Below are 16,468 nucleotides of genomic sequence, written 5' to 3'. Positions count from 1 at the left end.
TGTTCTTTTTCAACATCGTTCGAGAGATCTTGATTGTTTCGTTGTGCAGAGCTTAAGTTCTCCCTCTTTTAAATATGAAATTTTTCTTCCTTTCTCTTTCTCCTTGAGGTGTATAAAAGTAGCAAAATCTTCTATAGAAGATCTAAAACATATTTTGCAAGAGGAATGAGTATAGAAGTGAAAAGCCCCATAATCCCTATAGCAAGCCCCCCTAAAGCACCCTCTACAGCCCCCAACTGAATAGCCGTAAGAGTTCCCATACCATGTGCCGAAGCTCCTAAGGCTAAACCTTTAGCAACTTTGTCCTCAATCTTCAAAACACGAAATACAATAGGACTTATCAAACCTCCGAAGATACCCGCTATAACCACTACTACAGCGGTTAATGCAGGAATACCCCCAGAGCCTTCTGAAAGGGCTATCGCAATTGGAGTAGTTACCGATTTAGGAGCCATAGAGGATACTATTGCCTTATCTGCTCCTAAAAGTGCCGCAATAGCCATTACACTGATTACCCCCACTACTGCCCCAATAAAAACAGAAGTTAAGATGGTCAGTAGACGCCCCTTCAGATATTCGCTTTTCTCAAATAGTAGAAAACCCACAGCCACAACCGAAGGACCTAATAGGAAATCAAGCAGATTGCTCCCATCACGATACTCTTCGTACGGAATATCTGCCCATTTTAGTAGAAAAATCAAAATAATAATTGTAACAACCAGAGGTTGAAACAGAGGGAAATGTACCCTATGATAGAGCTTTTGGGCAAGTATATAGATGCCCAAAGTAAAGGGAAGAGCAAAATAGGGATTGGTTAAAACCTCAGCGATTATCTTCATAAACTTTTTTACGTCTGTCGGAATAGCGATTCATCTTCTGCTGCGACCATGCTACTACTCCCAGTACCAAAATTGTACTTAGCACCATGGAGATAGTAATTGCCAACCAATACTGACGTAAGAGGTCTAATTGAGTGATAAGACCCACCCCTGCAGGAACAAAAAAAACTCCCATATTGGTCGTTAAAAAAGAGGAGATTTTATCAACCTGAAAGGGCTGAACAACTCGAAACTTCAATCCCATGAAAAGCAAAAGCATACCCAGTACACTACCAGGGAGAAAACGACCTATCAAAAGGCTCAAAAGCTCGCCCACAGCATAGAAAAGGAAGATAAAAAAAACTTGCTCTATACTCCTCATTTTATACTTTCACTCCGAGTCATCTCCTCTCGAACTATCTTCTCTCTCCTTGCTCTTTATGAGCCTCTTCTAAAAGTCGCGCAGCTTCTTCCATCTCAGCAAAGAATTCAGCTCCAAAAGCTCTTACAATGGGTTCTTTTAATGCTTTATAAAGAGGTGTGCCTAACTTTTTCCCTAAAGCGAGGGCAGGTCGGCAAATATCCCACTGATCATAGTTCAATGCAATTGAATACTTATAACGATGTACCCTTATCGGTAGAGATGGCAACTAATGGGCTTGGGAAAGGAACTATTGCCCTCTCTGTATATCTTCTCGTAGGCACACAGACAGCGCCCCTCTTCGTCATAGGTAGTAAAAATGCAATCTTTGCCATTGACCAGTTGAGTTACTTCCTCTCCCGACTGATCGATATAACTAATCCCCTTTTCCTGAATAATGGCAAGTGCCTCTGCACTCAACAGCGGAGTTACAAGGGGCAACAGACGACGCATAATCATAGGCTCCTGCCCCGATAAAGGAGCTCCACTGTCTCCCTCGACGCAACAAGCCCCTCGACAAGCTTCGTAATCACAAACGAAGCAACGCTCAAAGAGGTCTCGGCTTATAATCTTGTCGTCTATCTGTATCATAACTTTTCTTACTGCTGAAAGTCCTTGCAAAGTTAAACAGAAGCAAACGTTTTATACTACTACTAAAAGAGAAAAAGAAATGAGATTATACAAATGCCTCCGATATATGGTGTTTATATGACAGTACAAAACTTTTCAAATATTCCTGACACAAAAAATCCGTCCAAGAATGTTTGGACGGATTTCTAATCTCTATTGTGACCCCGGAGAGGCTCGAACTCTCGACCCACTGATTAAGAGTCAGTTGCTCTACCAACTGAGCTACGGAGTCGCACTAAAACAAAGAGAAACTACTGATTTAACCTTGTCTTTTCTCAAATGCGATGCAAAGGTACAACTTTATTTGTAATACGCAAGAGGTCTTGACAAAAATGGTTTCGAAAAAATACTGAGACACTTTCGTTAATTATGGTAGAGAAGAAAGAAAAAATGCCTTATTCCTCTGAGTTAAAAGATAAATAACTAAAAACAAGACTATTAAGCTTCGGCCTCAAACCTTTTGCCTCTACTTGGAGCAACTATCCGAATTATTCCTTCCAAGGATTAATCCTTTGACCAAAAGCATTAATCCTTTTGCCCCTAACCCTCCGTGTAAACTTTGAGAACCATTAATCCTTTTTCCGAAGAGGTATAATCTTCTCTAAAGAGTTCTCAAACAGAGGAAAAAGAATACCCTCTTAAAGGTTATCAGAAGAAGATAGAAAAAGCAAGAAAATCCTCTGCTAATAAGCATTTTTCATCAGAAGATTTTTATAATTTTGCAGGGTGCTTATGTCTAAGAGATTAAAGTACAAAAGTCTAAAATATTATGAATGTAGTAGTTGTTGGTGTCGGGTATGTGGGTCTTGTCAGTGGAGCTTGCTTTGCCGAGATGGGTGTCCAAGTGGCTTGCATAGATATAAATCAAACTAAAATAGATGCCCTCAATGCTGGGAAAATACCCATATACGAACCAGGACTACAAGAGATTGTTGCTCGTAACAAGAAAGCAGGACGCCTGCTCTTTGGAACTGATATAAAGCCTTATCTTGCCCAAGCAGACATTGTTTTTAGTGCCGTGGGTACTCCTCCAAGAACAGATGGCAGTGCCGACACCTCTGCCGTACTTGAGACAGCTCGTATCGTGGGAGACAACATCAACCAATATATCGTTTTTGTTACTAAAAGCACGGTTCCAGTAGGCACTACTCTATCGGTCAAAAAGATTATTGAGGAACGTCTTGGCAAAAGGGGAGTTACAATTCCTTTCGATGTAGTCTCTAACCCCGAATTTCTAAAGGAAGGTAACGCTGTGAATGACTTTATGCACCCCGATCGAATTGTTATCGGATGCGATAGCGAGCGAGCACAAGCACTCATGACTACCCTATACAAACCCTTTATGGTCTCTAATGAGCGTTTTCTCTTTACCGATCCAAACTCTGCCGAAATGATTAAGTATGCATCTAATGCTATGCTTGCCACTCGCATAAGCTTTATGAACGACATCGCCAACCTATGCGAAAAAGTACAGGCAGATGTAACTGCTGTACGTAAAGGAATAGGAGCAGATAGTCGCATCGGCTCTAAATTTCTGTATCCCGGCTGTGGTTATGGAGGGAGTTGCTTCCCTAAGGACATAAAAGCCCTACTTGCTACCGCTCAAGAACATGGATATACATTGGAAATACTTGAGGCCGTTCAGAGAGTCAACGAGAGACAAAAGATAATTTTGGTAGAAAAATATCAGAGAAACCACCCACAAGAATCTCTCGAAGGTAAGAAGATTGCCATTTGGGGAACCTCCTTTAAGCCTGAAACGGACGATATGCGAGATGCCCCTTCAATCAAAACCATCGAAAAGCTCTTACAGTTGGGGTGCCAAGTAACGGTATTTGACCCTATTGCAATAGAAGAGGCTCGATGTAACTTCGGAACACGCATCACATACGCCACTGACCAATACGAAGCTCTACATCAAGCAGATGCTCTCTTCCTACTTACAGAGTGGAAACAGTTTCGTCTCCCCAACTGGTCTCTTGTAAAAGAACTTATGCGAGGCAATGAAATATATGATGGCCGCAATATCTTCAATAAAGAGTCCATTACACAAGAAGGACTCCGCTACTTTTCCGTAGGAGGCCAATAAATTAGGAATATGATCAGGGTTATTCCACACATTTAATACCAAAAACAACAATGGAATTACAACAGAGACACTCATTGTCTAATACTCTAAAGGAACTACTACAGGGTCTTCTTAAAAAGAACTTTCTACCTCGTTGGATCATTCTTCTGATTGATATTCTCGTAGGAACAATATCTTGTCTCTTTGCCGTTTGGGGCAGTGAGGCTATTTGTACCAAGTATGGCTTAACCTCCATGTTACCCGAGGGGTATGTGTTAATTGTCATTATTTCGATTGTATCTATTTTTATCACCAATTCTTTCTTCAAAGCCTACCGAGAGTCTTTTCGTTTTGCTTATACAAGTTTAACCTTAAGAGTTTTCCTCTTTGTTTTTGTCAACGCCCTGTTAATCTCATTTTTCTATGCCTTAGTAGTTCGAGAAGTGTTGGGAACATTGGATACAACAAGACCTATACTTTTCTTTCTCTTTTTCTTTCTTCCTTTTATCCTCATCGAAATTGGCTATAGAAAAGCGTTGTATCATATTGCTCAGTGGGCGCTTATCCATAATAACGAGAGAAAAATACGGAAAAGAGTCAGCATATTCGGAGTACGTGGAGAGGAGGCTTCTTTGGTAAGTCTTTTGGAGCAAAATCCCAACTACATCGTAATAGGATTCTGTACTACAGACAGGCCAAATGCCAACCACATGATACAGGGAAAGCAGATATCCTACATTGCCAACTTTGAAGCTCTTAAGAGATATGCTATTAAATATAAAGTTGATGCCATCATCTTCCCCTACAAAAACGATTCATTACGTGGTCTACAAGAGTTTATCGAAATGTGTCGCTCCATAGGGGTAGAAACTTGGACAACTCCTGCCTTAGAGAAAACATCTCATCTTCCTCACCCTGATAGGAGTGTACGTAATATACGCATTGAAGACCTCTTAATGAGAGAACCCATCGAACTGGACAACGGTCCCGTAAAAAAGCTGTACGAGGGCAAAATCGTACTCGTGACAGGAGCGGCAGGAAGTATCGGGAGCGAGATAGTACGCCAAATAGCTCAACTAGGAGTACGAGAATTAATCCTTTTCGACAACGCTGAGACCAATCTGCACAACATACAATTAGAACTCAAAAAGAAGTTTCCTCAACTTTCTTTCAAATCTGTTATTGGAGATGTACGATCACCTCAACGAGTAAATATGATATTTGCACAGTATCATCCTCAAATCGTCTTACACGCAGCTGCCTACAAACATGTGCATCTTATGGAGGCTAATCCCTGTGAATCCGTATTAGTCAACATCTTAGGCACAAAAAATATAGCAGACCACTGTCTAAAGTACGACATCGAAAAGATGGTCATGGTCTCTACCGACAAAGCTGTCAATCCTACCAATGTGATGGGAGCCTGTAAACGTACAGCAGAAATCTATGTCCAGAGCTTAGGTAAAGCTATTGAAAAAGGGCTTGTTAAGGGGAAAACCACCTTTATTACCACACGATTTGGCAACGTATTGGGGTCTCAAGGATCTGTTTTCCATACCTTTAGAGACCAAATTGCCCAAGGGGGACCTGTAACTGTAACAGACCCCAATATCCGTCGCTTTTTTATGAGTATTCCAGAAGCAAGTTCGTTAGTATTACAAGCAAGTGCTATGGGTAATGGGACCTTTATCTACGTATTCGATATGGGAGAGGAACATCTTATTGTCGATTTGGCGGAACGTATGATTCGTTTGGCAGGCTTAATTCCTAACAAAGACATCAAAATCACTTTCACAGGATTGCTTCCTGGAGAAAAAATCTACGAAGAAGTACTTTCGAAGGATGAAAATAATCTTCCCACTCCGATAGAGAAAATAAAGATTGCACAGGTACGTGAGTATGAATATAGTGAAGTCCTTCCTATTATAGAGCAATTACGAGAGAGTGCCCTGCAAGTAAATAAGATAGCATGTGTACAGTATCTAAAAGGGTTAATACCCGAGTATGTAAGCAACAACTCCGAATTTGAAATATTGGATAGAGAAAGGGCTTCTATAACTCCTACACTACCCACTTGAAAAGAGATAACAACATCTTCAAAATAAAAGGTTATGAACAACTCAAAGACGACTCCTCAACTACCCGAAAATGCCTATCGGGAACTCAAATCAGGGGAAACCTATCAGCCCTTATGCCTGCGAGTGCTAAGCCCAAAGAGATAACTCCCTACTCTATTATCATGGGGGTTGTTATGGCTATACTTTTTTCTGCTGCCACCGCCTACCTCGGACTTAAAGTAGGACAGGTATTCGAGGCGGCTATCCCTATCGCCATCTTGGCTGTCGGCATAGGTTCTTTGGCAGGCAAAAAGAATATGCTCGGTCAGAACGTAATTATCCAATCGATTGGGGCATCCTCTGGAGTCATTGTAGCAGGAGCAATCTTTACTCTACCCGCTCTTTACATCCTACATCTCGAAGCCGGTTTTTGGCAAATATTCCTCTCTTCTTTCGTGGGAGGATGCCTTGGGATACTTCTTTTAATACCTTTTCGTCGCTACTTTGTACAAGAGATGCATGGTAAATATCCTTTTCCTGAAGCTACTGCCACAACCGAAGTTTTAGTAACAGGAGAGAGTGCTGGAAAGCAAACCAAACTATTAGCGATGAGTGGTTTGATAGGAGGGCTATACGACTTCATCATAAGTACCTTTGGGTGGTGGCGCGACGAAGTCTCCACTCGTATGTTAGACTGGGGGGTAGCCCTTTCAGACAAATATAAAATGCTCTTTAAGATTAATACAGGGGCTGCTGTCTTAGGGTTGGGATATATAATAGGATTACCCTATGTATCAATTATCTGTGCAGGTTCTTTCTTGGTATGGTTTGTTATCATCCCTCTTGTGGGATACTTTGCGCCCGGTATGACAATAGGTGTAGGCGAAGGGGTTACGACCCTAATCGGACAAATGTCTCCCGAAGAAATCTTCTCGCACTATGCTCGCCCCTTAGGCATCGGAGGCATTGCAATGGCGGGTATTATCGGTATCATAAAATCATCGGGCATTATAGGCAGAGCTGTTAAGTTGGCAACGCAAGAGTTGGGCAATAAACGCAGCTTAATAGGAGAGACTGTACGTACCGAACAAGACCTTTCGATGAAGTTCATCCTTGTTGGTATCATTGCAGCTCTTATTACAACGCTTGTTTTCTTCCAATTCGGTGTTATCCACCATTGGGGACAAACAACGATAGCCCTGCTCATAGTCTTCGTTATCGCCTTTCTCTTCACTACAGTTGCCGCTAACGCTATCGCTATCGTTGGTAGCAACCCCGTATCGGGAATGACACTTATGACACTTATTCTTACATCCGTAGTTCTTGTCAGTGTAGGAATTGATGGAGAGCGTGGTATGATGGCAGCGATGATTATAGGAGGAGTAGTGTGTACTGCTCTATCAATGGCTGGCGGATTTATTACAGACTTAAAAATTGGTTACTGGTTGGGGACAACTCCGAAAGTACAAGAGCGTTGGAAGTTCTTAGGGACTTTTGTATCGGCACTAACCGTAGCAGGAGTGATGATTGTACTCAGCAAGACCTACGGTTTTGAAGGCGAGGGTTCGCTCGTAGCTCCACAAGCTAATGCGATGGCAGCCGTTATCAAACCTCTTATGGAGGGAGGTGAAACTCCTTGGATTCTCTACGCTATTGGAGCTATCTTGGCACTGATTCTCAACTTTATCAAAGTGCCTGCCCTCCCCTTTGCATTGGGTATGTTTATCCCTCTACAACTTAATACACCTCTGTTGGTTGGGGGCTTATCAGCCACTTTGTAGGCTCTAGAAGCAAAGATGAAACAATCAATAAACAACGTAGAGATCGAGGCACACTGATAGCATCAGGCTTCATCGCAGGTGGAGCACTTATGGGAGTCGTTAGTGCCATCTTAAAATTCTACAATATCAATTTCTTTGCCTCCGAGTGGTATGCCTCCATAGCTTCGCACTGGCTATCGTTGGCTATGTATCTTCTCATTATACTCTACTTTATTTGGGATGCTATGAAAAGCTCCTCTCTCAAAAAATAACTTTATCTCTCAGTAAAAAATATGGAACTCAAAGATAGATTTCTTCACTACGTAAGTTTTGATACCCAGAGCGACGAAAACTCTACCACATACCCCTCTACAGAGAAGCAACTCGTGCTTCTGAAAGCTCTCAAAGAAGAGATGATTTCTTTAGGACTTACCGAGGTTACTATGGACTCTTTCGGTTATGTAATGGGTACTATCCCCGCCACTCCAGGTATGGAAGAAAAGCCCGTTATCGGATTTATCGCTCACGTAGATACAAGCCCAGATATGAGCGGAGCCAATGTAAAGCCTCAAATCATCGAAAACTACGATGGGAGAGATATACCCCTCAATAAGGATCTTACAATGTATGTCAAAGATTTTCCTGAACTCTCGTTCTACAAAGGGCATACGTTGATTACCACAGATGGTACTACCCTCTTGGGGGCAGACGATAAGGCTGGTGTGGCAGAGATTATGACCATGGCAGAGTACTTTATGAACAACCCTCAAATAGCCCATGGCAAAATCCGCATAGGCTTTACGCCCGACGAAGAGATTGGTCGTGGAGTAGATCATTTTGATGTAAAGGCTTTCGGGGCACAGTTTGCCTATACGATGGATGGGGGCTTTGAAGGTGAGTTGGAGTATGAAAACTTTAACGCTGCTTCTGCCAAGCTCTCGATACAAGGACGTAATATACATCCTGGAGCCGCCAAAGGGAAAATGACAAATGCTCTCCAAGTAGCCTGCGACCTGCACGAGATGCTTCCCGTCGGTATGCGTCCCGAACTGACCGAACACTATGAAGGATTTTTTCACCTCATGCACCTTTCGGGCAGTGTAGAGCAAGCCGAGATGGCATACATTATAAGAGATCACGATAAAGCCCTCTTCGAAGAGAAAAAAGGGATTATCGCCTCTGCCATTTCGTATATGAACAAAAAAATGGGTCAGGAGTGCATTACACTCACTCTCAAAGACCAGTACTACAATATGAAAGAGCAGGTAATCCCCTACCCCGAACTCATAACGCGAGCACAAGAGGCTATGAAGATGGCAGGAGTTACACCCATCATCAAGCCCATACGTGGGGGAACGGATGGCTCAAGACTTTCGTATATGGGACTTCCCTGCCTAATCTTTTCACGGGAGGGATGAATTTTCATGGCAAGTATGAATATTGCTCACTAACAACAATGAACAAAGCTCTGCAAACGATGATACACCTTGCCTCGCTTTGGTCGAATTGATGGCTTAGAGCTTTTGTTCAAGCTTGTTTTCCATCTGTGTAAAGAACTATTGTGTAATCAACTCTTTATCGTATCTTTGCCACGAGAGAGTGAACATATCAACTCATATAAAAAAGCAACACTATTATAAACTAATAAATTAATCAAGCATGAAAAAGTTATTATTGGCACTCGGTGCTTGGCAACTCTCGCTATGGTTGCCCCAAGCTGTGAAAAACCTGGTCCTAACCAAGAACCTAAAAAAGAAGAAGTAAAAGAATTATCCGTTAATCCTACTTCTCTTGAACTTTACAAGGGTGATAAGATTAAGTTCGCCCTCACAGGTGCAGATGTAAATGTTACTTTGGTACCCAACTCTGTATCTTACACTCTCGAGTCAAGCGATGCAAACGTTGCTAAAGTAGAAGGTAAGACTGTAACTGCTATGAACGAAGGTAATGCTACCATTACTGTTAAAGCAGGCGATAAAACTGCTACGGTTGCTTTGACTGTGAAAGGTAAGCCCGCTATCGACGAGTCTCGTTTCTTAGGAGGCAAGGATATTTATATTCCTGTTTTCGATGGAAATATGAAGGCTAAAAAAGCGGAGATTGAGACTGCTATGCTTACTCGTGAGTGGGATGATGTAACAACACAACTCCCCAGTGATTATCAAAAAGTTCTATTTTCTTTCCGTGGGAAACAAGGAGCTAGAAAGATTTTCACTGAAGTTAATTACATCCATACTCCTTCAAAGGGACCGCAATTCATGATAGCCCAACGTATTATGATGGACGACGGAACTTGGGCACAAGGTGCAGGAAAAGAGATTTTAAAGGAATATGGTTTTGCTGAAAGCGAAATAGAGGAAACGACGCTTAACGATGCGGAAAACACTCCAGCCCTATCTGCTTCCAAAGATGACTATATGGTTCTTCTTTACGCAAAAAGAGAAAAAGTTAGAGATCAAAATGGCAACGAAATGATGAAAGATGTCTACACGATGCAGATTGCTGGGAAACAAAATACACAAAGAGGTGAGCTTGTAGACTTAAGCAAAAACATAAACATCTTAAATCCTTTGAACCGCACGTTCTAAGTTCTAAACTGAAAAGTTCTCTCGAAGAACATTTCTAATAAAAAAGAAATCCCAGTAAATATTTTTTGCTGGAATTTCTTTTTTATTAGGTTTTATCCCCCTATTCAAAATAATCTTTACTGCCCAAACAGTTCTAATCAATCTAATAGGTTGATATACAACATTAGTGTATCATTATGTCTAGATAGATTTTGTTATGAAAAAATTCTTATTCCTTTTCATCTTTCCTCTTATAGTTGGATGTATCAATCAAAATGAACCTGAGATTCAAGAAGAACCATCTCTCGAGTATCTACACCATCGATCAGAGAATTCGAACATAATTCTCTCCCAACCTATAGAAGGCTATCGCCCCAACTCTAAGACTTTAAGAAATGCAGAAGCCCAATACAATCTTATTGGACGTTCTATATGTCCAGACAAAGGATTAATAGGAGAAAATAGTTTTTTGGGAGCTCCTATGCTTAATGCCGAAGCACTAAAAAAAGCATCGCCTAGTCCTATTTACACTACTTTATGTTCTCACACTCTGTTTAATGCCAAGGCTTTTAATTCTGAGGAATCATATGAAAAACAAATAAAATTGGAAAATGAGAATAAAGTTGGGATGAATTTTAATTTTAAAATCTTCTCTATCGGAGCTACAAATAGGTTCAAACAAGTTTTCAAAAGAACAAGTATGTACTCATCTAAAGAAGTTTTTGCAATTGCTGAAATAGAACATTTGGAAAAACGGCACACTCTACAGGAATCTTCTTTAACACAAAAATATATTGGAACTCGATTTTTAGATCCATTCTTTTTGTCGAATCTATACAATGTACCTATGAGAGAATTATTCCGAAATTATAGTGAATACTTTATTGCAGATTATTACACAGGAGGAAAAGCAAGCATTTTATTTCGGGCACAAGAAAAAGAGGAAACCGAGGATGGACAATATTTTCTAGAAAATTTTTGTAGTGCTTCTTTTGGTTTCACCAGCGGTGATAATACAATCAGCGGTGATAAAAGTATACAATTCAATACAAGTGGAACCGAAAAATTGTCACAACATTTTAGTGCAATCGAGATGTCCCATTGCTATTATGGAGGGAGAAACGCATCTGTAGGTTTCAGCACTGCTAAAAATGCCTTGGAACAGAGAATCGATTTTTCCCCATGGTTATCCTCTTTTTCGGACCCAACAACTCATGTCTTCACGAGTTTTAACCGATTATATCCTATACATCAATACATTAGAGAAGAGAACTTACGTAAGAGAATTGAAAAAAGGGCTTTTGGCACTAAGTTTTATGAACCTAAAATTTATATTTCTATTGGTAAGTACGTACTACCTTGGCAGGTAACTACTCATATTACATCGGAAGATTTTAAAAAACCTGGACCTATATATGTAACCTTACTTACCCGTTATAGAGACTTAATTCGATTGCGTCCTATCAATAAAAAAGATCCGAAATTCTGGTATGCTCATAGCAAAGAAGATTTTATCAAAAAAACAGGCATACTCACCCAATATCTAAAAAAATTCTACGATGTAGATATTATTCGAGTTGGCTCCTACAAATCTATTTTTAACTTTAATAAGACCAATCAAAAAAAATCTACCGTAAGCGTGGGGCTTCCCGATGATCTCTGGACAGAAGATTCTTTTCCTGCTAATATTGAAATAGAGTTTTATGGTCTCAATGAAGGTCGTTTCCAAAAAGCCTCTCACCCAAGTTACGAAGGATTTGAATTATTACTAGATAAAAGAGAAAGACTGGCTTATGTCATTTGTGACGACTATATTCTCGACACCTATGGTCTGAGAAAAACATTCAATAATGCTTCAAAAACAACCATTACTGCATTAGAGTTATATTCCTATCGCCTTATTGGCTTATAAGCTCATAGTTATAGGGAGGGCAACTAAAATAAAATTACCCTTACTTTCAAGAGGACAACTCCTCAATCACAATCCCTACAAACAATCTGAGTTCACACTCTCGAAAAGGGATTTAGATTCAACCCTCTTTCTTTCTAAGAATAGGTTAGAAACTTTTAGCTAAATCCAAACAAACCCCGCTGTACGTAAATGTATAGCGGGGTTTTTCTATATAGAAAAGAAGATTTTTGTATATACGAAATTTTTATTGCGTATATACAGAAATATTTTTTTGTATATATGAAATTTTTATTGCGTATATACGAATTTTGCTCTACTTACATACAAGTATTTTTTTACGTATATAGCAATAAAATCATAAGTATATATATATATTTTGCTATGTATATATAGCTATTTTTATACTTATATAGAAAAATCTATCCACTTATATATATAAATCTATCTGCGCATAAAGAAACATATATTTTTATATATACAAATCTTTTCATACATTTGCAGTCAAACAAACAATATTTTACAATAAATTATCTCTAAGATTATGATTAAGATTAAAGCTGTAGAACGCAAAGCAGGCTTCGGGAAGAGCTCAAAAACCCTTTGGTACCCTGCTATTCACTTGCATTCAGATGTAAAATTTGAAGATTTCATCGAGTTAGTTTCAGACGAAACGACCGTCTCTTCCGCTGATATTAAAGCGGTTTTTGACCGTTCGGCTAAGGTACTTGTCCGCTTGCTTCAAGATGGGAAAAGTGTTGACTGTGGAGATTTGGGGATATTTCGCCCCAGCATTGTTACCAAAAGCGGTTCGGGGGTAGAGAGTGCCGATAAAGTAGATGTCAGTTTAGTAGCTAAAACCAAGGTCATCTATACGCCTCGCATCAAGATAAAAACAGCATTGAAAGGCGTTCGCTTAGAGCGTTCTGAGCGTGTACTCGATGTACCCTATGCCTCTGCAAAGAAAGACAATACTCCCAGCCCATCAACCCCCACGCCCCCAAGTGGCGAAGATACGGGCGAAGGTATATAAGCCGATGGTAGATAGAAACTCCGATGCAACAGAGAAAATCTCTATGCATCGGAGCTTTTTTGTTGTAAGAAAGAGATAAAAATCCCTACTGAGGTTATGCGTAGGAGCTTTTAGAAGAGAGAGGAGGCGTCGTAAGTTTCATCTTCGGGTTCAAGATGATTTTCCAATCGCAGGGTTAGGGTCGTATTGTCGCACACTGCCGATGGTCCAAAATACTGTATAGGTCCCGGATAGTGGTAAGCAATGCCCTCTGCCCATTCGTGACGATGTTTGCGAAAGTAACGGAAAGGCGCTCCCTCGATATCCACGAGCGACTTCTTAATAACAGCTTTGAGCATCCCCTTACGCTCCTCTAAGTGCATCATCAAAGTGAGAGGGATACCTGCAGGCTGCCACTCGGAGGGGTGATTGACCAAATTGCGCACCGAAGCCATGTAGCCCGAACGGCGGTGCACAGCTAAATAAGTAGCCGTGCGCCCTAAAGCATAGCAGTACGAAGCATCGAAATTAGAAGGCATCGAGCAGCGCCCCTCATAGCCAAAAAAGTGGGTCAATGCCGAAAATTTCCCCTTATACTCGCCTTTAGCCTTACGCTTGTCCAACTCCTTTTTGAGCATAGTTACGATAAGTTCTTCTGTTTCGATGCGAGACACTTGTACGTTGCCGTGTGGGTCTCGCTCCATAGAGAGTTGGTACGCCATCTCTTTGGGCAGTGATAGGAAGAAAGAGGCACTCTCTTCGGTGAGCTTACCAGCCAAATAGTTGAGTATTTGAGAGCGTTTTACCAAATGCAACTTATGGGCATTCTCCGCCAATACTTTATTCAGTTCGACTATTAAAGCTTTCATTCGGGGTACAAACTCAACCAGCCCCTCAGGTATCAGTACAGAACCAAAGTCCATTCCTCGCTCGGAACGCATCACAATAACATCTGCCAACTGCGTAACAATATCATTCAAAGTACGGTTATGTGCTGCAATCTCCTCACTGATAATCGCCACATTGGGTTGTGTTAGCAAAGCACATTCGAGAGTAAGATGAGAAGCAGAGCGCCCCATCAGCTTGATAAAGTGCCAATACTTCTTAGAGGAATAACAGTCTCGCTGAATATTGCCAATCAACTCTGCATAAACCTTGGCGCAAGTGTCGAACCCAAAAGAGGTCTCTATCCAAGCATTTTTGAGGTCGCCATCAATCGTTTTGGGGCATCCCACCACGACCAAAGGGTCTCCCACTGCTTGACAATACTCTGCCAGCAATGCGGCATTGGTGTTAGAGTCATCTCCTCCGATGATAACTAAGGCATCCAAACCCAAGCTATGTGCTACTTTCAGGGCGGTGGCAAAATCCTCTTTCTTCTCTAACTTAGTGCGGTCAGAGCCTATCATATCGAATCCTCCTGAGTTGCGATAAGCATTGATTACATCGGCTGTAAGTTCTCGCACCTGTTTTTTGAGTAACCCTCCAGGACCCATAAGGAAGCCATAAAGCGACGAAGCAGGGTGATAACTTTTAAGAGCATCGAAAATACCCGCTATTACGTTATGCCCTCCCGGTGCTTGTCCACCCGACAATAGCACTCCGACCGTTAGAGGTATACGCTCTTGTGTCTCTTCAGAAGAGGTAGGCTCCTTTAGCTCCAAAAGAGGCAATCCGAACGTAGCAGGAAAAAAGGCAGAAACAGACTCCTCTATAGGAGCATAATTGGTAGCAATCTCTACTGCGGGAAGAGTCTCCAACACCTTGGGTATCTGTGGTGAGTAATGCTTTCTCAGATTGTCTAAACGAATATAACTCATACTATTCTATTAAGGATAAAAAGGCATCCCTCTGCCCTTCATTGAACATTCAATCGGACAGAGGGATATTGAAATCATATTAAATCGGTGTGTTATGAGTTATTTTTCAAACTCAATATCTACATCTAAATGTTCATGCCATGGAAGACCTTGCTTGCCCAACTCTTCCAAGAATGGATCTGGATCGAACTCCTCTACGTTAAAGACTCCCGGTTTGCGCCACAAGCCTTTGAAAAACATCATCGCTCCTACGGTAGCAGGTACTCCAGTTGTATAGCTCACGCCCTGTGTACCCGTCTCACGGAAAGCGGCTTGGTGGCTACAATTATTCCATATATAATAGGTATGCTCCTCGCCATTTTTTATTCCTCGGATGCGACAGCCTATTGAGGTTTCTCCCGTATAATCGTTGCCCAAGTCTTGAGGGTTAGGCAATACAGCTTTAAGGAACTGGATGGGCACAATTTGCATACCATTGTAATTGATAGGCTCTATACTGTCCATACCGATGTTTTGGATAACTCTCAAGTGGGTCAGATACTCCTCTCCGAAGGTCATCCAGAAGCGAGCTCTCTTAAGAGTAGGGAAATTCTTCACCAACGATTCGAGTTCTTCATGGTACAGTAGATAGCTCTCTCTAACTCCGATACCTGGGTAGTGGAGAGGGCGATGGATTTCTTGAGGCTCTGTTTCGATCCATTCACCATTTTCGTAGTATTTACCCTTTTGGGTTATCTCACGAATATTGATTTCAGGGTTAAAGTTCGTAGCAAAAGCCTTGTGATGGTCGCCTCCGTTACAATCCACAATATCTAAATAATGAATCTCATCAAAGTGATGCTTAGCAGCGTAGGCTGTAAAGACACTGGTTACTCCAGGGTCAAATCCACACCCCAATATTGCAGTTAAACCAGCCTTCTTAAAACGCTCCTGATATGCCCATTGCCAACTATACTGATATTTAGCCTCATCAATAGGCTCATAGTTAGCAGTGTCAAGGTAGTTTACCCCCGTTTCCAAGCAGGCATCCATGATAGTTAAGTCTTGGTAGGGAAGTGCCACGTTTATTACCAACTCTGGTTTGAACTCTTTGAAAAGAGCTACAAGTTCTGGCACTTTGTCGGCATCTACCGAGGCAGTCTGAATCTTCACCCCAAGGGTCTCTTCTATCTCTTTTGCAATTTTATCGCACTTAGATTTCGTGCGACTTGCCAACATTATGTCTGTAAAGATGTCGTTATTCATAGCCACTTTCTTGGCTACTACTGTGCCCACACCTCCAGCACCTATTATTATTACTCTTGCCATAGTAGGTAGATTTATTTTTCTAACTAAAATCTTTCTTCGCAAAGGTACGACAAGATACTCATCTAATAAACATTTACTTTGAAAAAGCCCTTCATAGA

General features: G+C 41.2%; 9 protein-coding genes, 1 tRNA gene and 3 pseudogenes. 7 read left to right on the top strand and 6 right to left on the bottom strand.

What is annotated here, in order from left to right; genetic code table 11:
* Positions 1 to 131: 131 nt before the first annotated feature.
* The 4 genes and pseudogenes from JCM15907_RS01020 to JCM15907_RS01005 all read right to left on the bottom strand — a co-directional run bounded on the left by JCM15907_RS01020 (position 132) and on the right by JCM15907_RS01005 (position 2,101).
* Positions 132 to 839, bottom strand: coding sequence for an LrgB family protein (locus tag JCM15907_RS01020; RefSeq protein ID WP_051522309.1), 708 nt, complete (start codon positions 837 to 839; stop codon positions 132 to 134).
* Positions 823 to 1,200, bottom strand: a complete 378-nt coding sequence (locus JCM15907_RS01015; RefSeq protein WP_036885290.1) for a CidA/LrgA family protein — start codon at positions 1,198 to 1,200, stop codon at positions 823 to 825. The genes JCM15907_RS01020 and JCM15907_RS01015 overlap by 17 nt, the downstream gene beginning before the upstream one ends.
* 34 nt (positions 1,201 to 1,234) lie before the next feature.
* A pseudogene (locus tag JCM15907_RS09965) lies at positions 1,235 to 1,830 on the bottom strand (DUF3109 family protein).
* Between the two features lie 198 nt (positions 1,831 to 2,028).
* Positions 2,029 to 2,101 (bottom strand) — tRNA-Lys (locus tag JCM15907_RS01005).
* Positions 2,102 to 2,638: 537 nt separating this feature from the next.
* Here JCM15907_RS01005 and JCM15907_RS01000 point away from each other — a divergent pair.
* From JCM15907_RS01000 to JCM15907_RS00965, 7 genes and pseudogenes are all read left to right on the top strand, one after another.
* Positions 2,639 to 3,958 carry a UDP-glucose dehydrogenase family protein gene (locus JCM15907_RS01000; RefSeq protein WP_025842359.1) on the top strand — a complete coding sequence of 440 codons (1,320 nt, stop codon included), beginning with the start codon at positions 2,639 to 2,641 and terminating at the stop codon, positions 3,956 to 3,958.
* Between the two features lie 50 nt (positions 3,959 to 4,008).
* Positions 4,009 to 6,015, top strand: coding sequence for a polysaccharide biosynthesis protein (locus JCM15907_RS00995; RefSeq protein ID WP_025842358.1), 2,007 nt, complete (start codon positions 4,009 to 4,011; stop codon positions 6,013 to 6,015).
* A 33-nt stretch (positions 6,016 to 6,048) separates the two neighbouring features.
* Positions 6,049 to 8,026: pseudogene (locus JCM15907_RS09960) on the top strand (OPT family oligopeptide transporter).
* A 21-nt stretch (positions 8,027 to 8,047) separates the two neighbouring features.
* A pseudogene (gene pepT / locus JCM15907_RS09955) lies at positions 8,048 to 9,264 on the top strand (peptidase T).
* Positions 9,265 to 9,457: 193 nt separating this feature from the next.
* Positions 9,458 to 10,342 carry an Ig-like domain-containing protein gene (locus tag JCM15907_RS00980; RefSeq protein WP_148297409.1) on the top strand — a complete coding sequence of 295 codons (885 nt, stop codon included), beginning with the start codon at positions 9,458 to 9,460 and terminating at the stop codon, positions 10,340 to 10,342.
* Between the two features lie 196 nt (positions 10,343 to 10,538).
* On the top strand, positions 10,539 to 12,233 hold the full coding sequence (locus tag JCM15907_RS00975; RefSeq protein ID WP_025842356.1) for an MAC/perforin domain-containing protein: 1,695 nt from the start codon (positions 10,539 to 10,541) through the stop codon (positions 12,231 to 12,233).
* A gap of 541 nt (positions 12,234 to 12,774) precedes the next feature.
* A complete protein-coding gene (locus JCM15907_RS00965) occupies positions 12,775 to 13,263 on the top strand; it encodes an HU family DNA-binding protein (RefSeq protein ID WP_025842354.1) in 489 nt (162 codons plus the stop codon).
* Between the two features lie 110 nt (positions 13,264 to 13,373).
* Here the strand turns inward: JCM15907_RS00965 and JCM15907_RS00960 are convergent, their stop codons facing one another.
* On the bottom strand, positions 13,374 to 15,062 hold the full coding sequence (locus tag JCM15907_RS00960; RefSeq protein ID WP_025842353.1) for a diphosphate--fructose-6-phosphate 1-phosphotransferase: 1,689 nt from the start codon (positions 15,060 to 15,062) through the stop codon (positions 13,374 to 13,376).
* Positions 15,063 to 15,161: 99 nt separating this feature from the next.
* Complete coding sequence (locus JCM15907_RS00955; protein WP_025842352.1) at positions 15,162 to 16,370, bottom strand: saccharopine dehydrogenase family protein; 1,209 nt, start codon at positions 16,368 to 16,370, stop codon at positions 15,162 to 15,164.
* Positions 16,371 to 16,468 lie beyond the last annotated feature (98 nt).

Source organism: Porphyromonas gingivicanis JCM 15907 (genome assembly GCF_000614585.1).
Taxonomy (GTDB): Bacteria; Bacteroidota; Bacteroidia; order Bacteroidales; family Porphyromonadaceae; genus Porphyromonas; species Porphyromonas gingivicanis.
Note: the sequence above shows the minus strand (reverse complement) of the source record. Positions and strands in the feature narration are given on the sequence as shown.

Coding starts and splice junctions, on each gene's coding strand:
- JCM15907_RS01020 (WP_051522309.1), bottom strand. CDS start 839: ATGAAGATAATCGCTGAGGTTTTAACCAATCCCTATTTTGCTCTTCCC.
- JCM15907_RS00980 (WP_148297409.1), top strand. CDS start 9,458: ATGGTTGCCCCAAGCTGTGAAAAACCTGGTCCTAACCAAGAACCTAAA.
- JCM15907_RS01015 (WP_036885290.1), bottom strand. CDS start 1,200: ATGAGGAGTATAGAGCAAGTTTTTTTTATCTTCCTTTTCTATGCTGTG.
- JCM15907_RS00965 (WP_025842354.1), top strand. CDS start 12,775: ATGATTAAGATTAAAGCTGTAGAACGCAAAGCAGGCTTCGGGAAGAGC.
- JCM15907_RS00975 (WP_025842356.1), top strand. CDS start 10,539: ATGAAAAAATTCTTATTCCTTTTCATCTTTCCTCTTATAGTTGGATGT.
- JCM15907_RS00955 (WP_025842352.1), bottom strand. CDS start 16,370: ATGGCAAGAGTAATAATAATAGGTGCTGGAGGTGTGGGCACAGTAGTA.
- JCM15907_RS00960 (WP_025842353.1), bottom strand. CDS start 15,062: ATGAGTTATATTCGTTTAGACAATCTGAGAAAGCATTACTCACCACAG.
- JCM15907_RS01000 (WP_025842359.1), top strand. CDS start 2,639: ATGAATGTAGTAGTTGTTGGTGTCGGGTATGTGGGTCTTGTCAGTGGA.
- JCM15907_RS00995 (WP_025842358.1), top strand. CDS start 4,009: ATGGAATTACAACAGAGACACTCATTGTCTAATACTCTAAAGGAACTA.